Annotated in this window: 25 protein-coding genes and 2 pseudogenes; 2 read left to right on the forward strand and 25 right to left on the reverse strand. The window is 35.8% G+C overall.

The annotated features are described in order from the left end of the window. Positions 1-63: 63 nt before the first annotated feature. From ILT06_RS28155 to ILT06_RS28245, 19 genes are all read right to left on the reverse strand, one after another. Positions 64-2,571 (reverse strand): LPD25 domain-containing protein, encoded by a 2,508-nt coding sequence (locus ILT06_RS28155; protein ID WP_222655704.1) that lies wholly within the window; start codon positions 2,569-2,571, stop codon positions 64-66. After that, positions 2,564-2,839: a hypothetical protein gene (locus ILT06_RS28160; RefSeq protein ID WP_222655705.1), complete on the reverse strand. Its 276-nt coding sequence runs from the start codon at positions 2,837-2,839 to the stop codon at positions 2,564-2,566. The genes ILT06_RS28155 and ILT06_RS28160 overlap by 8 nt, the downstream gene beginning before the upstream one ends. A 42-nt stretch (positions 2,840-2,881) precedes the next feature. Continuing rightward, positions 2,882-3,325 carry a hypothetical protein gene (locus ILT06_RS28165; RefSeq protein WP_098645839.1) on the reverse strand — a complete coding sequence of 148 codons (444 nt, stop codon included), beginning with the start codon at positions 3,323-3,325 and terminating at the stop codon, positions 2,882-2,884. A 3-nt stretch (positions 3,326-3,328) separates the two neighbouring features. Beyond that, on the reverse strand, positions 3,329-4,519 hold the full coding sequence (mobP2, locus tag ILT06_RS28170; protein WP_222655706.1) for a MobP2 family relaxase: 1,191 nt from the start codon (positions 4,517-4,519) through the stop codon (positions 3,329-3,331). Continuing rightward, positions 4,512-4,772: a hypothetical protein gene (locus tag ILT06_RS28175; RefSeq protein WP_222655707.1), complete on the reverse strand. Its 261-nt coding sequence runs from the start codon at positions 4,770-4,772 to the stop codon at positions 4,512-4,514. Before ILT06_RS28175 ends, mobP2 begins: the two co-directional genes overlap by 8 nt. 259 nt (positions 4,773-5,031) lie before the next feature. Further along, a complete protein-coding gene (locus tag ILT06_RS28180; protein WP_222655708.1) occupies positions 5,032-5,928 on the reverse strand; it encodes a hypothetical protein in 897 nt (298 codons plus the stop codon). A 21-nt stretch (positions 5,929-5,949) separates the two neighbouring features. Next, a complete protein-coding gene (locus tag ILT06_RS28185; RefSeq protein ID WP_000653494.1) occupies positions 5,950-6,528 on the reverse strand; it encodes a hypothetical protein in 579 nt (192 codons plus the stop codon). A 27-nt stretch (positions 6,529-6,555) separates the two neighbouring features. Beyond that, positions 6,556-7,683 carry a bifunctional lytic transglycosylase/C40 family peptidase gene (locus ILT06_RS28190; RefSeq protein WP_071714078.1) on the reverse strand — a complete coding sequence of 376 codons (1,128 nt, stop codon included), beginning with the start codon at positions 7,681-7,683 and terminating at the stop codon, positions 6,556-6,558. Positions 7,684-7,687: 4 nt separating this feature from the next. Further along, a complete protein-coding gene (locus ILT06_RS28195; protein WP_222655709.1) occupies positions 7,688-9,625 on the reverse strand; it encodes a VirB4 family type IV secretion system protein in 1,938 nt (645 codons plus the stop codon). A 15-nt stretch (positions 9,626-9,640) separates the two neighbouring features. Further along, positions 9,641-10,450, reverse strand: coding sequence for a hypothetical protein (locus ILT06_RS28200; protein WP_222655710.1), 810 nt, complete (start codon positions 10,448-10,450; stop codon positions 9,641-9,643). A 15-nt stretch (positions 10,451-10,465) separates the two neighbouring features. After that, the gene (locus ILT06_RS28205) at positions 10,466-10,753 is read right to left on the reverse strand and encodes a DUF5592 family protein (protein ID WP_001258275.1); all 288 of its coding nucleotides are present in this window, start codon (positions 10,751-10,753) and stop codon (positions 10,466-10,468) included. Between the two features lie 47 nt (positions 10,754-10,800). Beyond that, entirely contained in the window at positions 10,801-13,497 is a 2,697-nt protein-coding gene (locus tag ILT06_RS28210) for a pLS20_p028 family conjugation system transmembrane protein (protein WP_222655711.1), read from the reverse strand. Between the two features lie 23 nt (positions 13,498-13,520). Next, on the reverse strand, positions 13,521-13,730 hold the full coding sequence (locus tag ILT06_RS28215) for a hypothetical protein (RefSeq protein ID WP_000538815.1): 210 nt from the start codon (positions 13,728-13,730) through the stop codon (positions 13,521-13,523). Between the two features lie 58 nt (positions 13,731-13,788). Continuing rightward, a complete protein-coding gene (locus ILT06_RS28220) occupies positions 13,789-16,365 on the reverse strand; it encodes a VirD4-like conjugal transfer protein, CD1115 family (RefSeq protein ID WP_222655712.1) in 2,577 nt (858 codons plus the stop codon). 90 nt (positions 16,366-16,455) lie between these two features. Continuing rightward, the gene (locus ILT06_RS28225) at positions 16,456-17,913 is read right to left on the reverse strand and encodes a hypothetical protein (RefSeq protein ID WP_222655713.1); all 1,458 of its coding nucleotides are present in this window, start codon (positions 17,911-17,913) and stop codon (positions 16,456-16,458) included. 15 nt (positions 17,914-17,928) lie between these two features. After that, positions 17,929-19,014 (reverse strand): hypothetical protein, encoded by a 1,086-nt coding sequence (locus ILT06_RS28230; protein WP_098625499.1) that lies wholly within the window; start codon positions 19,012-19,014, stop codon positions 17,929-17,931. A gap of 103 nt (positions 19,015-19,117) precedes the next feature. Then, positions 19,118-19,426: a hypothetical protein gene (locus ILT06_RS28235; RefSeq protein WP_000062187.1), complete on the reverse strand. Its 309-nt coding sequence runs from the start codon at positions 19,424-19,426 to the stop codon at positions 19,118-19,120. 31 nt (positions 19,427-19,457) lie between these two features. Further along, entirely contained in the window at positions 19,458-19,691 is a 234-nt protein-coding gene (locus tag ILT06_RS28240) for a hypothetical protein (protein WP_001018797.1), read from the reverse strand. Positions 19,692-19,740: 49 nt separating this feature from the next. Continuing rightward, positions 19,741-19,881 carry a hypothetical protein gene (locus ILT06_RS28245; RefSeq protein WP_014990590.1) on the reverse strand — a complete coding sequence of 47 codons (141 nt, stop codon included), beginning with the start codon at positions 19,879-19,881 and terminating at the stop codon, positions 19,741-19,743. Between the two features lie 166 nt (positions 19,882-20,047). Here ILT06_RS28245 and ILT06_RS28250 point away from each other — a divergent pair, with 166 nt between their 5' ends. Further along, entirely contained in the window at positions 20,048-21,277 is a 1,230-nt protein-coding gene (locus tag ILT06_RS28250) for an IS110 family RNA-guided transposase (RefSeq protein WP_000765657.1), read from the forward strand. A 162-nt stretch (positions 21,278-21,439) separates the two neighbouring features. Here the strand turns inward: ILT06_RS28250 and ILT06_RS28255 are convergent, their stop codons facing one another. From ILT06_RS28255 to ILT06_RS28285, 6 genes and pseudogenes are all read right to left on the reverse strand, one after another. Then, positions 21,440-21,883 carry a hypothetical protein gene (locus ILT06_RS28255; RefSeq protein WP_097822225.1) on the reverse strand — a complete coding sequence of 148 codons (444 nt, stop codon included), beginning with the start codon at positions 21,881-21,883 and terminating at the stop codon, positions 21,440-21,442. 559 nt (positions 21,884-22,442) lie between these two features. Further along, the gene (locus tag ILT06_RS28260) at positions 22,443-22,691 is read right to left on the reverse strand and encodes a hypothetical protein (protein ID WP_222655714.1); all 249 of its coding nucleotides are present in this window, start codon (positions 22,689-22,691) and stop codon (positions 22,443-22,445) included. A gap of 102 nt (positions 22,692-22,793) precedes the next feature. Continuing rightward, a complete protein-coding gene (locus ILT06_RS28265; RefSeq protein ID WP_222655715.1) occupies positions 22,794-23,369 on the reverse strand; it encodes a type IV secretory system conjugative DNA transfer family protein in 576 nt (191 codons plus the stop codon). Between the two features lie 40 nt (positions 23,370-23,409). Beyond that, positions 23,410-23,867: pseudogene (locus ILT06_RS28270) on the reverse strand (TRAG family protein). 172 nt (positions 23,868-24,039) lie between these two features. Further along, a pseudogene (locus ILT06_RS32725) lies at positions 24,040-24,359 on the reverse strand (prealbumin-like fold domain-containing protein); the annotation flags it as partial. Positions 24,360-24,622: 263 nt separating this feature from the next. After that, a complete protein-coding gene (locus ILT06_RS28285; RefSeq protein WP_090978805.1) occupies positions 24,623-24,832 on the reverse strand; it encodes a helix-turn-helix transcriptional regulator in 210 nt (69 codons plus the stop codon). Positions 24,833-24,978: 146 nt separating this feature from the next. On the opposite strand from ILT06_RS28285, the gene ILT06_RS28290 reads away from it, so the two are divergent. Then, complete coding sequence (locus ILT06_RS28290; protein ID WP_090978803.1) at positions 24,979-25,371, forward strand: helix-turn-helix transcriptional regulator; 393 nt, start codon at positions 24,979-24,981, stop codon at positions 25,369-25,371. The last annotated feature ends 60 nt before the right edge of the window (positions 25,372-25,431 follow it).

Below are 25,431 nucleotides of genomic sequence, written 5' to 3' on the forward strand. Positions count from 1 at the left end.
TCTCCGCTATCTCAATTGAGTAACAAAAAATGATTTAATCTGGTATTCCTGTTATTAAATTTTTCATCGTTCCATCTCCATTGTTTCTTTTTTTCTACCCGATTTCTTTGTAGACTTCGACTGATCTACATTACCAGGATCTATTTTCTTGTCTTTTTCTTTATCATTCGTTTGTTTTCCATTCAATGGCTGAAAATTTTTATCAAAATTCATTTCCTTTGTAGTTGTTGACTGATTCACCGTTATTCCTTCTTTTCCAAGCTTCTCATCCACCTGGTTTTCTAATTTTACTACGTGTTCCTGGCTTACCAGCTCATTATCAATCGAAACATATTTCGTTGTATAATACCGTTCTTCAGCTTTTACACGAGTGACAATGCTATCAATATTATCTGGTGTCTCTTCATATTGTGAACGTCTGTATGCTTCGAATTTTCGGCTTAAATCTTTATCTAATGTAGTTGGCTCCTTTTCTTTTAAAGGCTGAATTTGTTGATCTAGAGAAGCAATAGGTGCATATCCATCTGTCTTCATTTCCTTATATAATTCCACTTCTTTCTCATTAAATAAGTAATCTTTTTGTGCCTCCGCTTTATCAACCAAGAGTCCATATCGTTCATCTTTTACGATTTCATCTAGACTCATATTTGCATCTTTTTCATAAACAACAAATGACAAATTCCCTCTTCCATCAAAGATAGAACTTTGAACCTTTTCATATAAATCTGGTTTCAAAATGTTATCTAAATAGACATTTTCTCGTTTTCCGTTCTTTTCCATGAGGGAAACATATAAATCGTCCCGATCTGTTTTATCTTGATTCCATACAGACAAATAACTGATATCTTTCGTAACGGCATCCATCATGTGGATTCTTGCAAGCTCTTCATCTTGTATACCGTTTGCTAATACTTCAATTGTAACTAAGTGATTGGGTGTCTCTTTCGGTTTTTCTATTGTATTTTCCTGTGCTTTTTCCATCGGTATTTCTTTGTTATTTCTATAATTCATCACTTCATCTCGTAACGCTTGTTTTACTTCATCCGATAAATACCTTTTCTCGTTTAATACTTGTTCATATGGTGTCTTGTAGTCCCCATCCCCCATATCCAAACGATCCATACTCACAAGCTCCATTCTCCCAAAATCTCTATCTACTTCTTTTGGAATGGCAATATGATAACGAGTTTTATCATATGGTACGTATTCATCCCTTTCTCTTGCTTCCTCTTTTGCTTTTTCAATATTTTTAATGACTTCAGCCATTTTTTCATTGGCCTCTCCAAATGGAATCAACTGACTACCTTTAAAATTTTCGTTTTCGCTCCACTGAACTAACATAGTTGGACGATTTATTTCATTTTGATTTAGTGCTGCATACTTTTCTTGATTCGCTTCGTTAAATGCATCAATAAATTCTTTATCACTCAATTTTTCTGCGCCTTCTACGGGCTCAAACGCTCTGTTTCTATCCGCTTGTTCCCTTAACTCCGTAACGGAAACAAGCTCTTGTGTCGTGTTACTTAAACTCATAAATTCAACCAACAAAATATTTTTTTCGTCCTGCTTTTCATTTCTATTTGCCATACTTTCCACCTCTTTTTCATTTATTTGTTCTTTGTCCTTTTCTAGTGTGTTTTCAATTGTTTCAATAAATTCAATCGAAGTTTCATGTACTTCTTTTAATAATCTTGTTTTATCCTTCATTTCTTTTCCTTGTGTCCAGCTCGCTAAATATCCTAATGAATATTCGCTTGTATCAATTCCAAAATAAGAAGAAACGGCGTAAGCTGTCATTTCTGCTTGAAACTCTTTTTCTGGTGCTGTGTAATTCATATGTGTCTCTGCTGTATGAAGTTTGGCATGTGCCAATTCATGAAGAAGTGTTTTAACATTTTGTAATTCACTGTTTCTAGGATTCAAAGCAACCTCTTTTGTTAAGGTGTAACTAACCCCCTTTGCGACCCCAAGTTCTTGCTTCGGCTCAATAATTTTCACACCGTTTTTTTTTGCAATGGCTTCCATTCCCTTGTACAAACTCTTGTAATCTGTTACGCTCCCGTCTAGCCAACGATTCGGAAAAATACGAGGAAGATCTTCCGCTTTTGCGTTTGTTTGGGACACATCAAACACATGACCGATAGCAAAATATAAGCGACTTGGTTTCACTTCTACGCTTTTAGATTCAATTTGTTTTTTCTCTTGCTCACTCGCCTTTGTAACGGATTTCCATGTCCCATCTTTATCTTTAAATTTTGCTACAGTTCTGTTTGGAACAAGAATTTTAATTCCTTTATGTCCTACGCCTGTAACAACAGGGAAGCCCGCTTTTTCCCAAAAAGAAAAAGAGCCCACTGCTTGGGCTCCTGGAAATTGTGCTTGTATTAACGAAACATTTTGTGGTGAATATTTATAAAACTTTGCCATAAACGTTAAATATTCTTTCATATCTTCTGGTGTACGAAAATAGCCTTCTACGTTTTTTTCCATCTTTTTTGTTAAAGCTTGAACCTCTTCTCTTTTTTCTTCCGGTGATTTCTTTTGATACTTTTTCTTATAACTTTTACTCATATTCTTCTCCTACACTTTCACTCGCACTTTGTAATTCCTCCATTTCTTCTTCATTCCATCTCTCAGCTGTATCAAAGAAAAGCTCATGAGTTTTCACATTAACCGGAACTAACATATTTTCTTGATTCATGACATGGACTGCAAGTTCTTCTTCTTGTTCTCGTGTAATTTTGATTGTTAGTTCTTCCTCTTTTACAAGTAAAACAAGTTCACCTTCTCCAACCTCTTTAATGACTCCTAATGCGATATCTTCATGAAATAATAACATCCTACTAACCTCCTGTTTTTTTATAAAAAGAAACAATGTAGCTTACGTTACATTGTTCTTTGATGCCTCATGATCTATACGTTTTTGTCTTGCATTACTAATCCGTTCCGCTACAACTTCTTTTGCTATCTTTACGCCACCGACTTCTATTTTATCTGTTGTAATAATGCTTTCTAAATCCAAGTCGTTAGCAAAAAAGTATCCATTCATTAATTCAATTAGAACTTGTGTATTTCGATCTGCACTGTTTGCACCAAGACGAATTTTTGTTAGTTCACTTTTCAACACATCGTGTAGATTCTTTGATACAATTTCGGAAATATAATTCAATGACCATTCTGAACTTTTTGATGCTTGATGCTCCATACAAATTTTCGATATAGCATCACCTGGATGTGTAATATTATTTTCATCCATATAATCTTGAATGTATTGATGAACATTTTCATTTAACGATAACTTCATTCTTATTTTTTTATTCTCCATGCTCTAACCCCTTTCGTTTTCATATGCATTTTCCCTTTGCATACGCTCATAATACTTTTGATTCTTCCAGCTTTCATACTCACTTTTAAAAGCACGTTCCACCTTTTTCATGGAATACTGAATAGATACATTCTGTTGAAATTTTTGAAACGGCTTTGATTTTTTCATGTGATGGATTCTCTTTTGTTCCTTATCATATGCCTTCATTTCTTGTAAAAAGGCGTTTCCCATTCTTTTATATAGGTCATTGATTTTATTCGTTTTATAATTTTCATATTGCTTCTTATCATACTTTCCTTCCCCATAAGCTTCTTTAAAAACTTGCACTTCTTTGTCTAACTTTTTGAGAAATTGATCGTAATCTTTTTTATGATGATGTTGAATATATCGCCTGCTTAATTCATCAATTTCCGGCTTCAATGGTTGAATTGTATTGTAGCTATATTGCCACTGTCTTTTATCACTTGGTAACTGTTTATAAATTCGTAAAAACAGTGGTTTCAAATGTTGATTGCGCCAATCAAAAACGGAATCTTCTTTTTTACTTCCCACCATATTATTTCTAATTAAATCATTAATTTGCTTTTGTTCCTGCTTACGATCTAACAAATTATTTACGACTTTCCCCTTCATCGCATCCAATGTTTTTGGTTTTCTTTTGCCACGTTCTCTCGTTGGAAATGGTTCAACAGTTGCTACATGAATATGAATATTGTCCGTGTTAAAATGAATAGCTGCTGACCAGATTGAACTTTTTTCTATCCCCTCTCTTTTTTGCATTTCCTTCATCGCAAGCCGTGTTACATCCATTAACTTTTTTTCATCCAATGTTTTTGTTTTCTCATCATAAATTCCTTGTTTCTCTAACCAGGGATTATGAAAAGAAATGACATCTTGCCACATGATACTTCCATTTTCATGAGCGGTTTTAAACATTTCCTTTAAGGACTTTTTCTCACTTTCTGTTAAACGATTTGCGTGCTCCGTAAATAGTGCCGATGTCTTTTCTGAATTCCCCATATAGTCTTGATACGTTTCGAACATTTTCGGATTCAGCTTCACTTCACTTTTCGCTTCCTCTCGATCTACATACTCAATATAGTTCTGAAACGCATCGGAACTTGGTAACACAAATTTCGTTTTTAAAACAACACCCGGTGTGACGGAAGACTGAACAGGAACCGCATTACTCATTTTCAATATCCTGCATCATCAGTTGAATAAACTCATTCATTTTTTCCATTGCGCTATAACAATCACTCATCATATGGATGTTCTTTTCAATGAGGTTTTCTAATTCCATTTCCCTTTTATTTTGTTGCTGAAAAAATGCCAACATTTCAATTTGGTCTTTCAAAAATTTCTGCCGGGATAATCCTTTCCTCTTTGCAATTTCATCTATTTTCTTTACGGCAATTGGATCTACTTCTCTTATTCTAATTTCCACTTTTCTCTCTCCTTTCTGCAATTGTGGGTAGAGATTAAAAAATAGTGAGAAGAGCATAAGGGGTTTTTGTTCCCACCTAAGGTGTGAAGCTAGGCGGAGCCTAGCAAAACGATGGGAACAAGGAAAGAAGTTGAATGTCCCCATTACGTCCCTATCTTTTTGATTAATGTCTCCATCATGTCCCGTTATTTTTTCTTAGCGTCCCTTTCGTGTCCCCTTATTTCACCTCAATGTCTCCATTGTGTCCCTATATCTTTTTTCACTTTTTATTAATTTCTTGTGATTTTTGCTCTAATTTTTTGATCTTATCTCGTGCAATTTTTTGTTCTCCTTTAAACAATTCCACGTTCTTTTCTGATGATTTTATTTTTGATTCTAAGGATGCTATTTTGGATTGTGTTTCCGTTTTTTCTGCTTCAGTTTGGTACTTCATTTCATCCTGTAATTCTTTTACTTTTTCATAAACTGTCTTCGCATTTTCTTCTTCTAGTTTGATTGCTTTCCCATAATTTTTTATCTTTGTTTCTATATCCTTTTTGTCTCTTTCTATAAAATCTAGCTCATATGTTTTTTTATCTTCAGCTAACAATTCATCATTTGCTTTTGTTTTTCTTTGATCGGTAAAAATCGTCTGAACTAATTTATTCGGACTTTTTGTTGCTGCATTTTCTTCTTCAGCTTCGTTCACATCTTGTGTGAATTTACGAATATCCATTTGTTCTTTTTCACCATTTTTATTGTAAATATCGAAAGCTAACGCTCCCCAATTCGGAGATAAGTCTTTTATTTCTACTACGTATTTTCCGTTCTCCTCATATAATACTTTGACAGGTAATTGAACACCTGGATTTGATTTTTGCTGTGCTTTAAATGTATATCCTGTCTCTTCATACCCTTCTAATCGAAAGTAAATTTGTATAAAGTTTTTGTGTGGATTGTATTCCCTTTTTTCTACAATTAATTTCCCCATACCCGACAATTTAATTACTTTATTTGTCTCAGTATGAAATAGTTTTTCATCGTTTGGCATGTAAATTTTAGATGTTAAGAAAGCGAAGAAACCAAAAAACAGAAAGCTGATAATTGTTAAGTAGATCCACGACTTATTTTTTCTTAGATTGATTCTTTCACTCTTCTTACCAATTGCACCTATCACACTCTCACCCCACTTTTTTCGTTATAAAACTTTCATATTTAACTCTTCCACACTTGTAACTCGCCATGTTTCCTTTTCTTTTTTCATGATGATTCGTAACACATTGTTTACTTTTTCTTCTCGGTTTTGCGTTGAATCTGTCGTGACATTTATAAATTCAGCTAAGACATTTACCTCCTCTTTATCCGGTTCATTTTCTTGTAAATAAAACTTCATTTCTATTGGTTTTGTTTTATACGTATCTCCTAATTCGTATTTATCAGTTGGATAAAATTGTTGTAATAGTTCTTCACTCATAATGGATTTTGCTTTTTCTTTTCGCTCACTGTAGCCTTCTTTTTCTCGATGAAATGATAATTGAATAAACGTTTCGGCTGTCGATAAATACGCTCTTCTCTGTTGTTCTTGTGCGGAAGGAAGTACCTTATCCAGTCGTTTTTTTAAGTCTTCATTTTGTTTTGTTAGTAATTCATTTGAAAGTTTTAGCTGTTTTTCTTTACCATCACTCATTGACTTTTTACTCAAATAGATATTAAAAGCTGTCACACCTACAACTAAAATGACAAACACAATAAACAAAGATTTTCGTTTATCTTTCATTCTTTTAGTCTCCTATTCTTTCGGTTTTTAGAACCTTCTTACATGACCAGAAAAGACTTTTTTCCAATACGGATTATTTAAATCTTCAATAGAAACACCTTTATTCGTTTGGCATCCAATGAAAGTATTTTTATCAATTACAATGCCAACGTGTCCGTCATGTTTGTAGGTATCAAAGAAAATAACATCACCCGGTTTCATATCATTTGCTGATACTTTTGTACCAATTTTATTTAATGTTTCCGTACTTACAGCACCAATCGGACTGGTATACATTCCTACTTGTTCGAATGCCCAGCGTACAAAACTACTACAATCAAATATCCCTCTTGCAATGTCATTTGTGTTACGTCCTCCACCAAATACATAGGTAGAACGCCCTATCCATTGGCGACCTACATCGGCAACTTTTGAACCGCTACTTCCTCCACTTCCTGGATTTCCTCCGCCACCAGAAACGACAGAACCCGGCTGATAATACTTTAAAACTGCGTCAACGTACAATATATCGCCATAACACGCTTGATATGGTACGGCTTCTGGTCTAAGGCAATGATACATACCAGTATGTTTTACTTTTTGATACTGTTGTTGTGAAAATTTGATTGCTAATTCTTTCGTGTACTTGCCACCATTTGCGCCAACAAAATCAAAAAATCCTGTCCCGAAATTGTAGGCTTGAAGGGCTGTTTTAATATGATCCATATCCCCAGGACTCGTTACTCCGGCTCTTTCTATCGCATGTTTAAACTCCTGTACACCAGCCCAAATACTATAGTCTGGATCTGTAATACAGTTTGGTGATTTACAATATTTCGTATTAAATGCGCCTTCGGAACTCTGCATCGGATCACTACCACGTCCTCCACTCTCTTGCATCATTTGAGCAAGCATTAAAGCGACAAACGGTTCTACACCAAAGGCTTTCGCATGCTTCCGAATCGTTGGCTCCCATTTTAAAACTTCGGGCGAAACATTCATGACTTGCCCTTCACCTGTATACGTAATATCACCTGTGTCTGTTCCACTATCGCTCCCCATTGCTGCTATGAAAATACTAACCACTCCAAGTAAAAGAAAAGAAAAAAGACCCATCACAAGTAGTGCTAAAGTGATGAGCCATTTCTTTGGTATAACCTTTAAAACTAGATGCATAGTATTAAGCACCTCCCCCGAATAACATTAATTCTTCGTCTGTTACTTCTACATGAAAATGAATGTTTTTTACAGCCCCAATACTTAAGATGACATCCCCTGTTGGCAAATGTGGAATCGCTGCAATCTCACTTTCACTTAATTGTCCTGCAAATACTTTTCGTAACATATCTAAACTGTTATTATCTTGCTGCATAATAAATTTGTACTGTGTAAGTTCAAATAACTTTTTAATTTCATCAATCATTTCTTGTGAAGATCCTTCCGGTACAAAATCTCGAATTGTATGACTTGCATATAAAAGACCTGCAAAGTATTTTCGATCTTCACGACTAAGTTTTGTTAAAAATTGTAGAGCATGAGCGCTTTCTTTTTTCGTGTTTATGATATGATGCGCCTCGTCAATAATAATGAAATAACGAGTTACATCTTCAAAAGCAAGTTGCTTTTTATTAAAGGCTTTTAATTGAGGCGCACCATTTGAAATCATTTCATTCCAAAGAAGATTTAACACATTAAAGATCTGTGCCTGGAATACCTCTGGTTTAAAACTGGATATATTCCGTAAAGAAAAAGATACAACCTGTTCTTTCTTGAAATCTTCAATGGTAGTATGCCCATCAAATAATTCTGCATATGCTTCTACTAAATTCGTAAGATTTAATTCAATTAATTCTAAACGATGAAGTCTGCTGTCCCCTAAATTATCATGATGCTTTTTAGCTGCTACATCTTGATATAACTCTTTGCGAACAAACTTTAAAAAGTCAGAGAAGATCGGATATTCTTTCGATTTTCTTGTTGTAATTTCATTTTTTACTCCTTTTTCGTCATTCCATAATCCCATACGAATATATAATTTACGAAGCAAATTTTCATATTCTTTAATTTCATCATCTTTTGCTTCTGGCGCAATGAATCGATAAATAATTGTTAGTTTAGATAAATGCTGGGTAAAACTAACTTCCTCACTTTCTGCTGTCTTATATACTTGAAGTGGGTTAATCTGACCTTGTGATCCATCTAACGCAATTGTCTTTCCACCTAGCTCTTCTACCGTATCTGTAAACTCTTCTACCACATCAAATATCCGAACAAAATGACCCTTACTTGCATAATCCACACTTTTCTTTTTTAACAATGTTGATTTCCCCGCACCAGACTTCCCAATCATTACACCGTTATAACTCTTTCTTTGATTGTCTTTATGGAAGATATCAAAAATAACATTTCCTTTTGTTTTCGTTGTTCCATAATACGTACCGTATGGATCGTGCAAATAAGAATAATGAAACGGACACCCACCAGCCAAACTGACTGCCGGAATTTCTTTCCCTTTTCTTCGGTTCACATAATTTTTTTGTGTATCAAAGCTCGTTACGAGTGCATCCCATTCATACTCTTGTTCATTTAAAAAGACAGCTCCTCGAAAGTTATAAGATTCTAATGTTTCCAGGATCTCTTTTACTTGTTTTTCTAGCTCATCTATTGTTCTAGCGGAAACATAAATACGAATGTGAATACGTTTCATGACCTCACCTTGTTTCAAATCCGTATAGAGAGCTTCCAGCTCTAAAAATTCATTTTTCGCATCAATTCGATCTATATTATCCTTCGCTGTATCATGTCGGACACTTTGTTCACTCATGGATTTATTAATTGATTCAACAACTTCTTTTCGGTCATCACTCATGACATCTAATGTTGTGATCACATTTGGCATATTCATAATTTGTTCTAACCAAAAATCATTTACCTCTGTTGGAAAGTCAAAAACATGAACACAAGTACCTAATCCATCACCTGTTTGAAAATAACTTTCTTTAAAACTAATTCCCCCTTGTGGCTGAACTCTAGCCACTAAAAAGGGGTTATAACCTTTCTTCTTTTTTAGTTCCTCTTGTTTTTCTTTTTTAGATTTTTTACTCTTGAACGCAAACATATTGTTGCCCCCTTACTACCATATATTTTTCGTTCCTAATTTTGCATTTTGATTGAACAATTTAAACATAAGCTCTAACTTTTTCTCTTCATCCACCTCTAATAGTTCAGTAGAGCGCCTGATATATCGTTTTGCTGCATCTACACGTTCTTTTACGATTAATTCCGTTTCTCCGTAAATAAATAGGAAGGCTTCCCGATTGGTTCTGCCCCATTCTAAAAACTGCAGTTCTTTTAACTTCTGATTTAAAATCCGTTCATACAAAGGACTAGTACATTCTTTAATTTTCTTCTCTATATAACGTTGTTGTTCAGTTGTTTGACATGGGAAATTTAAAAAAACGAGTTTAATGGACTGTTTGTAGGCTTGATAAAAATAAGCATGTGAGAAAATAACAAATGCTTGCTCGTCGCTATTCTTAGAGAACATATCATCACCTTCCACTTGAAGAATTTCTAAAAACTCCTCATTTTTCAGTTCAAATATGCCATCCTCTGTCATATCTACAATTTGCATAATTTCCGCAATACTTTTCTTTACCTTTGGTGGTGCTTCTTTCTTTTTTCTAGATAAAAAACCTAACAGTTTTGGATTTTTCTTTTTTGAAACATCTTTCTTTGGCTTTTCTTTCTTCTGTTTTTTTACTTGTGGTTCTACCTTTGGTTTTTCTTCTTTCTTTTTGTCGGGTACCACCTTCACAATTTCTTTTGGTTCAGTAATTGATTCTTTTACATTTTTTTCGTTAAATCGAAATGTATTTTTCTTTGGTCTTTCTAGTTGTTTTGGCTCTTCTTTCTCTACATCTTTTTCGCTGAATAACGCCATAGTGTGATCCCTCCCTTATTGATCGTTATCAATGGCGCAATATGCACCTTTCCTTCTTAGCAATGTAATTATCAACACTTCATACATTCTTTTTTGAGGATTCGTACTTGGACGCCAAATCATGATAATTGCAATAACTGCCATGAAAATAACAAATGGTAATTGAAAGGAATCATGTACAAAATTCCTAAGAATCATCGTTACAACTAATAAGCCAATTAATAAAAAGAAATCTATTAAATAAAGCACTTTATTAATCCGTAATTCTGTACTGATTTCCTTCGGAATCCGATAGCTTCTCATCGGGATTCCCTCCTTTTCGACAATAAAAAATAAGCGTACGATTACGCTTATTTTTTATCCGTATTCTTTTTATTTTTGTTTACAATATCTCTCCAACTTTTACCCGTGTTTTGCCCCATCTGATAAAAACGCTTTGTATTCTGTACCGTTTCAGAATTATGAATGCGTTCTTGTACTCCTCTTACCTTTTGTTTCACGGATGATGTTGTATTTTTAACTTTATCAGTTGTATATTGTCCTAATGTCCGTGTTTCCTGACTTCTACTTGCTGCCACTTCTTTATCGCTTTCATAAGGAATAATTGGGCTACTGTGTGTCACCGTTGTGATGTCGGCTGATGCCGGGCTACTTCCGCTTGGTACTGATCTTGGTGTTTCCACTGGTGCCGGGCTTCCTCCACTTGGTACTGGTCTTGATGTTTCCACTGGTGCCGGGCTTCCTCCACTTGGTACTGGTCTTGATGTTTCCACTGGTGCCGGGCTTCCTCCACTTGGTACTGGTCTTGATGCTTCTACTGGTGCCGGGCTTCCTCCACTTGGTACTGGTCTTGATGTTTCCACTGGTGCCGGGCTTCCTCCACTTGGTACTGGTCTTGATGCTTCTACTGGTGCCGGGCTTCCTCCACTTGGTACTGGTTTTACTGTTCCTGGTGTTTGAACTCCTTCACTTGCTCCTTGTCTTACTCCTCCTGGTGTTTGACTTCCTTCACTTGTTCCTTGTCTTACTGTTCCTGATGTTTGACTTCCTTCATTTGCTCCTTGTCTTACTGTTCCTGGTGTTTGAACTCCTTCATTTACCCCTTGTCTTACTGTTCCTGGTGTTTGGCTTCCTTCATTTGCTCCTTGCCTTACTGTTCCTGGTGTTTGGCTTCCTTCACTTGCTCCTTGTCTTACTGTTCCTGGTGTTTGACTTCCTTCACTTGCTCCTTGTCTTACTGTTCCTGGTGTTTGGCTTCCTTCACTTGCTCCTTGTCTTACTGTTCCTGGTGTTTGACTTCCTTCACTTGCTCCTTGTCTTACTGTTCCTGGTGTTTGGCTTCCTTCACTTGCTCCTTGTCTTACTGTTCCTGGTGTTTGGCTTCCTTCACTTGCTCCTTGTCTTACTGTTCCTGGTGTTTGGCTTCCTTCACTTGCTCCTTGCCTTACTGTTCCTGGTGCTTGGCTTCCTTCACTTGTTCCATTTGATTTTCCAGCTTCTTTCATTTCATCTTGAAGACTTGTTGTTCCCGATTCTTGCCCATTCGCTACCCCTGGGTTTTCGTTCCCTCCTTTTTTCATGTCTTCTTGAATAGATGGCGTACCACCATTCTTTTTATCTTTTTCCTTATTTAAGTTACCTTTTTCTTTTTCATTTTTTGCTACATCTTTTCCATTTACTTTCTTCTCACCAGCTTTTTTCATTTGATCTTGCAATGAATCTTTATTTTCAGATTCATTTCCATTTTTCAAACCACTTATGAGACCAGCCATTCCACCTGTTGCCATCGCTGCCGCACTTGCTGTTTTAGCTGCTGCAACACCCGTTCCTTCTGCTGCACCTTTCGCTCCTTTTCCAATCATATTTCCGAGACCCTTCATTGGTTTTGAATTTGCAAGAGCACCAATTCCTTTACCAAGTGCGAAATCACCAGCTATACCACCTGCTAACATGCCCCAACTACTCTTTAATCCAATATCTATACCGAATAACCTTTCTACGACTGCCGGACCATCTAGAACTGCCATACTAAATGCGGCTAATGCAATCAGATACGGTACACCACTTAGTTTGTCATGGAGAAACGCCGTTCCCATTATATATAGCTTCAAAGATAGGAATATCATAATCGTTGCTATAAATATATTGAGTATATTGGATAACACGGCTTTTAACTTTTGACCATTCGCAACATCGGCTGGTGCTAATATGTTCGCTAACAAGTAGTTAAATGCCAATTCATAAAATAACCTAGCTAATTTAATACTCACCAATAACAAAGTTAATCCTGTTATCAGTAAAGTAAAGAATATGTTCCAAAAATTCCAATGCCAGCGATAATACTTTTCTGGAAAGAAATCAAACCATCCATCTTTTAATTCCGCTAAAGATGCGACTCCCGTCCCATCCATTACCCTTTTATACTTAAGAATATCTTGACCACCCTCGGATAATTCCTTATCCTTAGCAAACTCAAAATCTTTATCTATCTTTTCAGTAATATCAATTTGTCTAATATTTTTTTCCGGAATATTATTTTTCGGATTCATATCCTCTTTCTTTTTCCATCCATTTTGATCTATCACTGCTACATCCGTTATGTTCTTCTTAATAATTTCATCACTTAAGGAACCTTTTTGCTCTGATTTTACAACCGCTATGGCATCATCGGTGAACTTATCGACCTTTGTCATACCAGTACTTAATAAACAAAGTACACTCAATGTTATGAAAATATTGATGATAATTTGAGAACGGTTCATTTGTTTGTTCATGATGAACATGTAGCCAATATATAAAAACGATATGGCTAAAAGAACGACAAACAATGGATATAGCATATCAACAAACTTTTGTATTTCCGGTGAATTAAAGAATCCTTTAATCCCCAGTATGGCATCTGTCACACCTTCTAAGGCATCTACAACTAAAGATAGGCCTACAATTAGGAACCACCCTAACCAACGTAATACATAATTCACGATGTCTCCTACTTGAAGATAATCCGAGAACGCTTCTATAGTTTTTAAAATCTCTTCATCTTTCACGATTTACCCTCCTCTCATGCTTGCTATTGCCCTAATACTTCTTTTGCTGTCCAATTCACTCTCTCATTCAGTCTGTCAATACGAATAATCAATTTCCCTTTTTGTTCCCGATCTACTGAAAGGAAAAGAACCGCATCTTCTAAACCAAGAATGACCTCATTTTCTTCTGTTACAAATGGCGAGTAACTATCTAAAATCAATTGCATTTTATCCGTTATTGTCGGTACACCCATTACCTCTTCCCCCTTTATATTTAGATTCAAAAAAGCACTCAATCATTTGAGTGCTTTTCTAACTTGTTATTTGTTCTTTTTCTTCTAAGTCACGCAATATTCGATTAATCTTGTTTTCGACTGCTTGATAAACACTTTTGTCAATGTGGTCATTGTGAGCTAACATTTGAAATTCACTGTAAAACTCGCCCATTTCTTGATTTTCAACCTCATCTATTGCTTTACCTAATTGCGCTAAAAAGAACTTATCAACCAGTTTCAAAACCGCTAAATCAGATTCGAAAAATTCATTAACCGTTTTTTCTTTCCAATTTTCAATGGAGAGGGAATTAAACGGGCTATCTTCCTGCTGAAACGCCTCTTCTGGAATCTCTTCATCAATTCCCATCATTGTTGGTTCTTCTACTGGCTGCGGTGTCTCTATTTGAGAAGAAGCTTCTTGTACTTGTTCTGGTTCTGATGTTTTTTGCTCAATTTGTTCTGCTTTTCTCTGTCCTAGAAAATCTACAATAAGTGATTTTGGATTTACATCATCATGTAGAGAATCAATATCTATATCTAAAATAGATTTATCTGTATCGAACTCTACCCCTAAGTACTCCCATCTATATTTTAAAGCTGTTTCTCCCGTATTATAGATTGGTCGAGGTCTGATACGTTTTCGGTTATTATCCTGACGTTTTATGACACGAATAACGGCACTTTCTCCTTCTTTAAAATTCATCAGTTCATTTGCTGTTAACAGTGGGCGTTGGTCTAGACCTTCCGTTTTATTTTTATCAGTAGAAAGACCTTTCCCACTTCGGGAAGGTAGGTTAATCGTCTGATTCCCTAGTTTTTTGGACACTTTTTCGGCGGTTTCTTGATCGTTCGTTAGAATGTAGATCGTATTCCCACAGTTTCCATCAATTGTATCTGCATCTTCACCATACTTATTTTTTAATTGTGCATATGCCTGGATGATAAGGTTAAAGCGAACATTTCTACCAAGACAAACCGTGATAATATTTGCCATTCCTTCAATACTCGGCATATTTCCAAACTCATCTAGGCAAAAAACCACTTCACGGTGACATTTCCCTCCACGAGCGAGAGATGCACCCTTTGCCAATATAAAATAAAGCTGCCTTACAAAAATAGAAGCAATCACATGGTTCGAAGAATCAAAGTCTGGTGTAATCATAAAAATAGCAACTGGCTTATCGAAATAATCCACTTTTGTTATTTTCATATCTTCATTTTCTTCTACTATTTTAAATTCTGTATGACCCGTTTTTTCATCTATTTTTGTAATAGTAATAGATGTTTTCGTTTGAGGGTTTTCTTTTTCATTACATTGAATGGTATCTCCAACTTGTATTACTTGTTTGAAATCTAATGCAAAACGTCCTGTAATATCTGCCTTGATAGACTCCTTTGAGCCATCTGGAAATACAATGTCTACTCGTTTTCTAGGTGTTACTTTTCCTTTTATCGTTTTTCCAAAACCAACACGTTTTAAATCTACACTATTCTTTGCGGTCATTTTAGCGATTTCATCAAATGTAAAAATAGAAAGTCCGTTCATGGTTTGGGTGAAGATCCCGCCTCGTGTCGTTCCTTTTGAGAAGTTTGAGGTTGCATATTGCATCTTCGCAACGCTATCCGCTGGTAAGCCTTCAAAGTATAAATCTAATGCATTTTGTGGATCTGCTTCCGGATCTACGATTACCTCTTTTGAACCAAGTTCTGATAACATATTTGCAACTGCGTACATTGTGATTTTTTCTTCTGTACCTTCCGCAATACATTTATCTGTAACGGCTAATATCATGGCGTTACACAAGCTCATAGCGCACTGTTGCCAAAAAGGATCTTTTACAGTTGGGTTGTAATACAAAGTGTGAGAAAGTGTTTTACATAATGCCTGTGCCGTTGAATAATCCCCATCTTTATAGGCATCTTTGACAAGCTGCAACAAGTTATAGCTCATAGAATCAAGTGGAGTTAACAGGTTCAAAACTTCAATGTGATAGCCTCGTTCTTCCAGCGTTTCTTTCGATGCGCTGAACAATTCCCCCTTTGGATCATTAAAAATTAGGGAGGGTTTATGTTCCGCTCTAGAATAGACATCAATTGTAGGAAATACATAGGTTTCCCCTTTACCAGAGCGTGTTGTACCAATAATTAAGTTGTTTACCGGGCTATCATCAATGAATACCTTATCACCTAGTCGGGAGATAACAACACCACCGCCACCTTTAAATGATTCCTCTCGATCTGGTACAGCTCGGTATTGCTTTTTCAACTCTTCAACTGTTGTAAAACGACTAGAACCTTTCTGATGATTATTTAAGTTTTTAAAGGAAGATTTCAGCTTATACACCGTTCTTGCAATAGTTCCAATCACTACAAGGAAAACAAACAAGTAGTAAATTGGATGCTCTGCAATTGGCATCCGAAAAAGAAATCCTATCTCCATATGAAACGGTTTGGGATGTAATAAATCACTAAAAGTTGTTTCTATCAGCTCTAAGGATAAGTTGAGTAAAAAATTAGCGATTAATAACATTCCAACAAACAAAAAAGCACTCAATGGAATGAGTACTTCTTTTTCAGCTAATTTATATTTGATTGATATTTTTTCACTATACATATCAAAGTATCACCTCTGTTCAATCCAGCTTCAAATTAAAAAGGTACTCTTTTTATGAGTACCTTTTTGGCAAAATCAGTTGTTTTCTCTTTATTTACTCGCTACCATCTTTTCATTTTGTTTCAGAACTGGCTTTTCTTGATTCGTTGTTTTCTCTGGTTCTGTCGGCTTCTCTGGGTTTGTTGGTTTTTCCGGTTCTGTTGGCTTCTCTGGATTTGTTGGTTTCTCCGGATCTGTTGGTTTTTCCGGTTCTGTTGGCTTCTCTGGTTCTGTTGGTTTCTCCGGTTCTGTTGGTTTTTCCGGTTCTGTTGGCTTCTCCGGATCTGTTGGTTTTTCCGGTTCTGTTGGTTTCTCTGGATCTGTTGGTTTCTCTGGATCTGTTGGTTTCTCCGGATCTGTTGGTTTCTCCGGATCTGTTGGTTTCTCCGGATCTGTTGGTTTCTCTGGATCTGTTGGTTTCTCCGGTTCTGTTGGCTTTTCTGGATCTGTTGGTTTCTCTGGTTCTGTTGGTTTTTCTGGATCTGTTGGTTTCTCTGGTTCTGTTGGTTTTTCTGGATCTGTTGGTTTCTCCGGATCTGTTGGTTTCTCCGGATCTGTTGGTTTCTCCGGATCTGTTGGTTTCTCTGGTTCTGTTGGTTTCTCCGGTTCTGTTGGCTTTTCTGGATCTGTTGGTTTCTCTGGTTCTGTTGGTTTTTCTGGATCTGTTGGTTTCTCTGGTTCTGTTGGTTTTTCTGGATCTGTTGGTTTCTCTGGTTCTGTTGGTTTTTCTGGATCTGTTGGTTTTTCTGGATCTGTTGGTTTACCTGGATTTGTTGGTTTTTCCGGCTCTGTCGGTTTCTCTGGATTTGTTGGTTTTTCCGGCTCTGTCGGTTTCTCTGGATTTGTTGGTTTTTCCGGCTCTGTCGGTTTCTCTGGATTTGTTGGTTTTTCCGGCTCTATTGGCGGCTTTGGTTTTTCTGTCCCTGTATTTTCCGTATTACCATTCTCACCCTCCGTTATAATTGGTGGGTTCAAAATTACATCTGGTTTCTTCTCTGGTGGAAGAATATCGCCTATACTTGCTACTGAAGAATCAATATTTTGATCACCGAATGCAAAATGATCTCCATTCACGGTGACTTGTGGCTTATTATCTGTAATAGCTGCAATCACGTTGTCTTTTGCTGTATCTTGAATTGATTTATCTGTCGTTTCTTTATCAAAGAGTGCTAGAACACGAGAAGTGGTGTCATCCCCGTTTTGAAGATTACTTACAATAGATTTTTCCTTAAAATTAATTTTTGATTTATCCAGCTCTTCGAGTACATAAGCAACTTCATTATCCTTACTTTGAATTGCATTCTCTGTAATTGCTTCAAAATCTTGTTTGTTCAGATCTTCTTTCTTTTCCTCCGGCTTATTCTTATCTACCTTTTTTGTAATAGCTGATTTACTTTTTGATGATTCCTTACTTCCAAACCAACTGCAACCTGTCGTACCCAATATCAATGAACCACCAAGAAAAACAATTCCCATTTTTTTGTACAAATTCTCATAATTTAAAGGCATGTTATTCTCTCCCCCTTAGATGTTCTGTAGATCTTTATCAATTTTTTCAATCTTAGCTTTCTTTTCCTCTTCACTTACCGTAGACTGCTGAATATCTCGTTTCTCTAATTCTTTGACCTCTTTCATTACGTTTTTATTTCCTTGCGTTTTGGCAAAAGAATAACAATCCTCATATTTTTTTAGATTTATAAAAGCTTCAACAATGAGTTTTTCACGTCTACCATCCATATTGACTTTCCCCTTAAGTTTGATTACCTCCTCATATTTCTTATTAAGCGCTGCCTTTTCAAAGTCGATTACATCATTTTTGACATCAATTTCATTGATTTTATTCATGTTGTCTATCCCAATAAAATAAGCAACCACACTTTCTGCAAATTTCGGCTCATATTGTAATGCCTTATTTGCCTTTCCGTTTAATAAATAAGTAAATAAAACTGCCTTCTGACTATCTTTATCTAATTCTGTGTAATTGACCTTATCGAAGTATTTAACGGCTTCTCCATACTGCTGAATGGCTGCCTGTTGTAATCCTTTTACTACATATTGTTCCGAACCAGCATTTGCACTCGAAACTGGCTCGGAAGAGAATAACTTAAAGGCAAATATGGCACCAGCTCCAATTAACACCACGCTTCCTATGACACTCACAATAATCTTGAATCCTTTTCTATTTTCCTTTCCAGGCTTTATTTGTGGCTCTATTTCATTCGATGGACTATAAGAGGGTTCTTCCTTTCTTACTGGTAATTCTTCTTGATATTCATATTCTTCATGAAAAGGAGAATCATTGATTTCCCTTTCTAACGTTTCTAACAGCTCCTTTTTTTGTTCCTCTTGTTCTGGATCTAATTGCATTACATTCATTTTTTTAGAAATGTGATCAAAAATGTGATCTGCATATCTCGAACCAAGTGATAATGTACCGTTATAAATTTCATTAGCATGACCATCTAACAAATCAAAATCAATATGTTCTTGACGTCCTGCTTCTCTATACACACGTTCTAATCGTTTAGTTAAGGCATAGGCCTCATGAAACGAATATTGCTTACCCGACTCAATTTCTGTTCCATTACTACTCTTAAAAATGACAAACATGGCTTCTCCTTTCTCACATTTACTTTAAATTCCATGAAAAAAGGCAACAAAAAAAGCCATACCCTTTGCATAGCCTCTTCATTGCCTTAATTATATTTTTTCACTATTTCATCCAGAAAAACGGGAATAAGATTTGACCAAATTTCACATTGCTATTTACGCTCTCTGCTAAGTATTGGCATCCCATTACGATAACAAGTCCGGCTGCCCCACCAAGAAACCACCATATACATTTATGTCTTCCTCGTTCACCGCCCCAAATTAGTAGATAAGCGCCCCAGCAAAAGACAATCGCTGTACTAACCATTGCCCCTCTTTGCATCCATGCAATAAATGAATTCCCTGTATTAATTAGACCGTCCATCGCATCACCTAACACTAACATTTGAGATAATGTTTCCAACATTGACATATACATTCACTCCCTTTTCATTTTTAAGTGCTTATACGTTACTAAGCTGACTTGATTCATTTGCCTTGCTGTCTTCTTTCACTTCTTTTACTTCTGTTGCTGTTGCCTTATAAGCTTGTAAAGCTTTCATTACTAAATCTTGATTTTCTTCAATGTATTTCTGATGATGTAAATGAAGCCAATGGTTATAATCCTGACCATTGGCTCTTAATAGGTTTGCTACCATATCTTTTTCTTTTTTTAATTCCCTTTGTGTAATCGCCACTATATCACCACCTCGTATATTATGTTTAATTACTTTTTTTCGGACATATTTAATCTATATTTTCTTGGACGTCCGAGGATATTCCTAGATAATGAAAGTAAGGATCATTTGGGACAATTCCTTCACCACCTGTAGATATAACTACAAGGAAAGACTGTTTCCCAGTGTTCGCTTTATGCTTCCTACTCACAGGCTGTTCCCCTTACTTCAAACCTAGCTGTTAGTAGCGCTAGGGCGGCTTTTGGAGTAAGAATAAGTTCTTATACACGAGGATGTTGGTCAGCGATCACACTAGGGATATCCCCAGACGTCCAAGAAAGTTTCCAGTGATTCTAAAAGAAAGGAGGAGTTTTCTCATGAAATTATTTGTAGGTTTAGATGTGAGCTCTCAAGATGCGAAAATTTGTTTTTTAAATGGTGAAGGGGATTGTTTACAATCGTTCACTATTACAAATGATTTACCTGGCGCTTTGATTTTAAAGAAAAAAATTCTAGACACAGCTTCTAAATCCAATTGTAAAATCATTAAGATTGGATTAGAATCTACATCAATTTATAGCTACCACCCAGCCATGTTCCTTCATAATGACAAGGAACTTAGAACCTACGGTTCTCAGGTATTTATGATTAATCCAAAACAAATTTCAAATTTTAAAAAAAGCTATCCGGAAATGGATAAAACCGATACAATTGATGCATTTGTCATTGCAGACTATGTTCGTTTTGGTCGCCATACGATGTCTATTGTAAAAGAAGAACAATATATGGCCTTACAACAATTAACTCGTTCTCGCTATCAACTCGTACATGCCTTGACGAAAGAAAAACAACATTTTCTTCAACACCTAGGATTGAAATGCAGCCAATTTACTCAAGACGTTGAATCCTCTGTATTCGGAAATGCCATGATGGAATTATTTCTAGAACGATTTAGTTTAGAAGAAATGGCTCAAATGCCTTTACAAGAGCTCGTTTTTTTCCTTCAGGAAAAAGGAAAAAAGCGTTTTGGTAATCCAGAAGACGTTGCGAAATCCATCCAAAAAGCTGTTAAAGGTTCGTATAGATTAAGCAAAGTCGTAGAAGATTCTATTGATCTCTTACTAAGCACCTCTATTCAGATTATGCGCACCTATCAAGCTCAAATTAAAGAGATTGAGAAAGGTATAGAAAGTTTGATGTCAACGTTACCGCAAACCCTTGACAGTATTCCTGGTGTAGGTCCTGTATTCGCGGCAGGTATTGTCGCTGAGATTGGTCAAATTGACCGCTTTGCCGATGAAACACGTATCGCAAAATATGCAGGCCTCTTCTGGAAAAAATACCAGTCTGGTCGCTTTACTGCAGAAAATACATCCTTAACAAAATCAGGAAATCCGTACTTACGTTATTACCTAGTTGAAGCCGCCAACTCCGTAAGACGTCATGTACCTGAATATCGTGATTATTATACGAAAAAGTCTGCAGAAGTGCCTAAACATAAGCACAAACGTGCCCTCGTCTTAACTGCAAGAAAATTTGTGCGTTTGGTTGATGCGCTACTACGCAATAACCAAATTTACGCGCCTGGAAGGGGCGTTGATAGATGATATCTAACGACATTTCCCCTTCCTTTTAAATACCATTAATTTACAATTAGTTGATGGTCTAGTTTCCTATTGCCTTTTTTAAGCTGTAATACTAGATTTAATAGTTCAAGTACTAAAATACCTACTTGACATCACACCACAGGTCTTTCAATGATTATGTGATTACTTCTGATATTGCTCTTTGCAATTTTGAACAAAGTAGGTAACTTCTTTTTCAAAATCAGATGGTTTAATTTCTTCAAACTTTATTGATTTCTTTAACTCACCTTTTTCATAGTAAGCAAGAGTATCACGTTTTTGTGACAAACCGAAGTCATGTTGATTACTTGTTCTTGGGACATCCTCTCTACCTCCGAATAATTCTCTAACCAGTATATTGTTTTGCTTTGCTAATTTTTCGACTTTAAAAAGTATATCTGCTCTTGTTTTCTTATCATTATTTAATATTACAAAACCCGTGCCATCCTCACTCATGAACTTCTTCATTTCTAACGGACTAAGTTCCATTACTTCCCCTTTTCCCGAGCTAAAGACAAATGTCGAACCAATACCAATTGCAATTAACAGTCCAACAACAGCGGAAATGATCCACCCTTTACGACTCATGCATGTTCCTCCCTATGTCATATTTTTATAAGCGATTTTGAAGTGTGATGAGACACATTTAAACTTCAACATCTGTCTTTATTTTATAACATTTAAAGGAAAGTGGGATAGAAAATGGAAATATCATTTATGGCTGGAATGACGAACCCTGTATTGGCATGCGTATAGAGACTAATCCCGACCTAGTTTCTATATGCCCAATACCGCACTACGTATTTTGGCGTGAACGTAGAACCTTATGTATCTACTGTTGTGATGTTCCTCGCTTCTTCAGAATGTCAAAATGGGATATTCCTCACGAGTACTGACACAAACAGGTCTTTGATACAATGCATTTCCCAGTGATCACAGATGAGTTTTACGATCTTACTCACCCAACGATAACCGTATACCTAACCCTTCTAGTGACCTTTCGAAGGGAGGCACGCATATATATTGAAAGTCGTATACTATCCTTCTAAATTATTACTGAAAGGAAAAGATACGCAATATATATCTAAATTGTCAAAGAGCAACTTACTTTGTGCTATGTTCTCAGCACACTTCAAAATCGCTTTTTTTATTTACACTTTTGTTTGACAGCTACTAAATCCGCATGTTTATTTTTTCGTTTAGCAATTAAGTTTTGATGCTCATCTCTTACCGAGCGCACTTGATAATAAATTTGAGCGACCTTTTCGATGCTTCCTGTGCTATTTTCAATTGCGATGGTACCTTTCAGTTCGTATGTTTTTCCATCAAAAGTTTTAACACTGTGAGCTTGTGATGCGGCAATATCATAAAATGTGAGTCTTTTTTCTTTTCCCATATGAACGCCTCCTATTTTGATAAAGAAGGGAGAAAAACGCTTCTCCCTTGTCTAGTTTTCTAGCCATCTAGATAGGATGAAATAGTGAACGAGTGCTTCATATCATGCTAGAATTGTTGTGTTATACGAGGTTATGATGCGTTGTGCTGCTTCTTTTCCGTATATGTGTTGTAATGCGGATTGAGATTCAACTACGATTGAATGCTGAATGTGGTATGTTGCGCTATCTTTCAAAAACTGCTCCATATGAGGGATCGGGTACAAATCATATTGATGAAATACCAGGTGAATCGGTCTTATATTCTTGCATTCTGTTAGATATTGAAGAAAATTTGATAATGCTTCCCCTCTCTCTTGATACGTACTCGTTTCCGTCTCTACACTGATGTACACAACGGATTTTTGTTTTAGATCCATTTGTAGTGTTTCATAACCAGTTAGTAAATCATGATTGATGATTTGATATCCTTGTTTTCGTTTTTCTTGATGGGTATCTTCATAAAAGATACCTTTTGGATCAAAAATGAAAATAAAATCGTTGGCGTTTTCTTTTAAACCTTCTATGACTGTTTTATAAGCTCCAAAATGAGCTTTTATCACACCTGCAACCTTTTTCCCTTCATTCAGTTCTTTCAACGCTCTAATCACCTTTGTATACTTCTTAGCTACGCCTAACATGTATTGCACTCCTTTCTATTTCATTTTCCTCTTCTGACTACTACTGAAACCAAAAATACTCTTTTTGTTCCCCTTGCTTTTCACGTTGATGTTTTTCAAGAATGTATAGCAAAGTGATAGTTATAGCATCCCTTGTTTCTTTTGAATAAAGACCTAGCTCATGGAAGATATGATAAGCTGGATGCTCATTCTCGAGCAAATTTACTACCTCTACCATGTTCGCTACACACTCATACATTTTTTCCGTGAACTCAATAACTTTTTTCACATCCAGGTAATATAGCTTTTTATGCCGTTGATCCAGATACAAAATACTTCCTGCCAATAATTTTGTAGCGGATTCTATCCAGTAATCATGTTGCTTTAATGGTTTCATTACAGTTTGAGCGATTGAAATTGCTTGCATCAATTCTTCAGGTAACCAAGACTCATGCGCCGCATAACGTCTTCCCCAAGTTTCCCTAAATTTTTTATTTTAACGACATAGATTTCTGACATCTCATATCATCTCCCTCTCGGTCTCTTATATCTTGCTCCCTATCAAAAAAACAACTGTCCAAATGGGAATTACGAATATACATGCATAAAGACATCCAATAGCAAAGCCTAACGGATTTTCATCTACTTCATTAGAATGAGCTTCATATTCCTTCATATCATAATTGAGCTTTCTTACTGCAAATACGGCTCCAATTAAGCCAAGTACGACACATGCAAGACCAATCCATTTTATGTATGGATTTTCGGATTTACCGCCTGTTGTCGGAAGATACGTTTCGAGTTTCTTTGGTGTTTGTTCTAGTGGTGGTTTCATAACAATCTGTTGTGTTGTCACTGGAGTAAGTGGTGGGGCGATTTCTTTTGACCCTTCACCTTTTGCTTAATAATTTGACCATCTTCTTTAATTTCAAATGAGAACATTTCTTCATTCAGTAAATATCCTTCTTGTGCAAATGTTTCTTTATACGTGTATTTTCCATATGGAAGCCTCAGCGTTCGGAAGTTTATTGGTGCCGGAAATAGGAGGTTTAATGATGCTACAAGGAGCGCACTCATTGTAATGAGTAGCATACGACACGAAAGTTTCAACATGACTAACAGCTTCCTCATATGATATGCAGCTTTTAGAGAACAAAAAAACTAAATTTTCAGATTTATAAACTTAAAAAAAGTAATTATGTTATCACTTTTCTGTATTTTTCATTTACAATATAGATGTATAATTATTGTTTAGTTAGTAAATGAAATTTGTTTCATTCTAATCTTGCACGATAGTACGTAGCAAAAAACAATTTTTCAATTGGCTCATTGAAAATATCAGCAAGAACTTTTGCCCTATTTTCAATAACTCCTTTTGTACCAGTTTCAATGTGATACAGAGTTTTCAAAGGTATTTTAGAAGCATCCGACAGCTCTTGAATTGATAACCCTTTTGATTCTCTAATATTGCGTATAACAGTCAATTCCCCACCCCCTTAATCACATTCTATTCTCCTTAAAGTAGAATGTCAATCCTTTCAGGATACTTTTTTATCCCTAAAGTGAATTATTTTTACTTTAGGGATAAAAAATAATCCTTAATGTGAATATAATGAATGGAGTGAAATAGATGATACAAAATTATTTCGGAGAAAATGTTAGAATTCTAAGAACGCTTAAAGGATTAAATATGAAAGAACTTGGTGATGTTTTAGGAGTCGCTAGTAGTACTATTTCCAATTGGGAAAATAACAGGAAAGAGCCAAGTTTTGAAATGCTCCAAAAGATCTCCATATATTTTAATGTAAGTACTGATCGACTCCTAAATCATAAAATTGGTGATAGTGAAGCTCTTACAACAGAAGATCGAAAATTAGTTGTTGAACGTTTAGCACAAGATTTGTATGAAAGTTATAAAAATATTCCTGATAAAGATAAACCATTATTAGAAAATGAGTTAATTGAGTATGCAAAATACTTAACGCATAGAATTGAGACTAAAAATAAATTAAAACATAGCTGAAATACATTATTCTTCTTGGAAATTTCCAATTAACAATAATAATTCGCGATAAGTTTCTAA

Source organism: Bacillus sp. 17RED48 (assembly GCF_019837545.1).
GTDB classification, from domain to species: domain Bacteria; phylum Bacillota; class Bacilli; order Bacillales; family Bacillaceae_G; genus Bacillus_A; species Bacillus_A wiedmannii.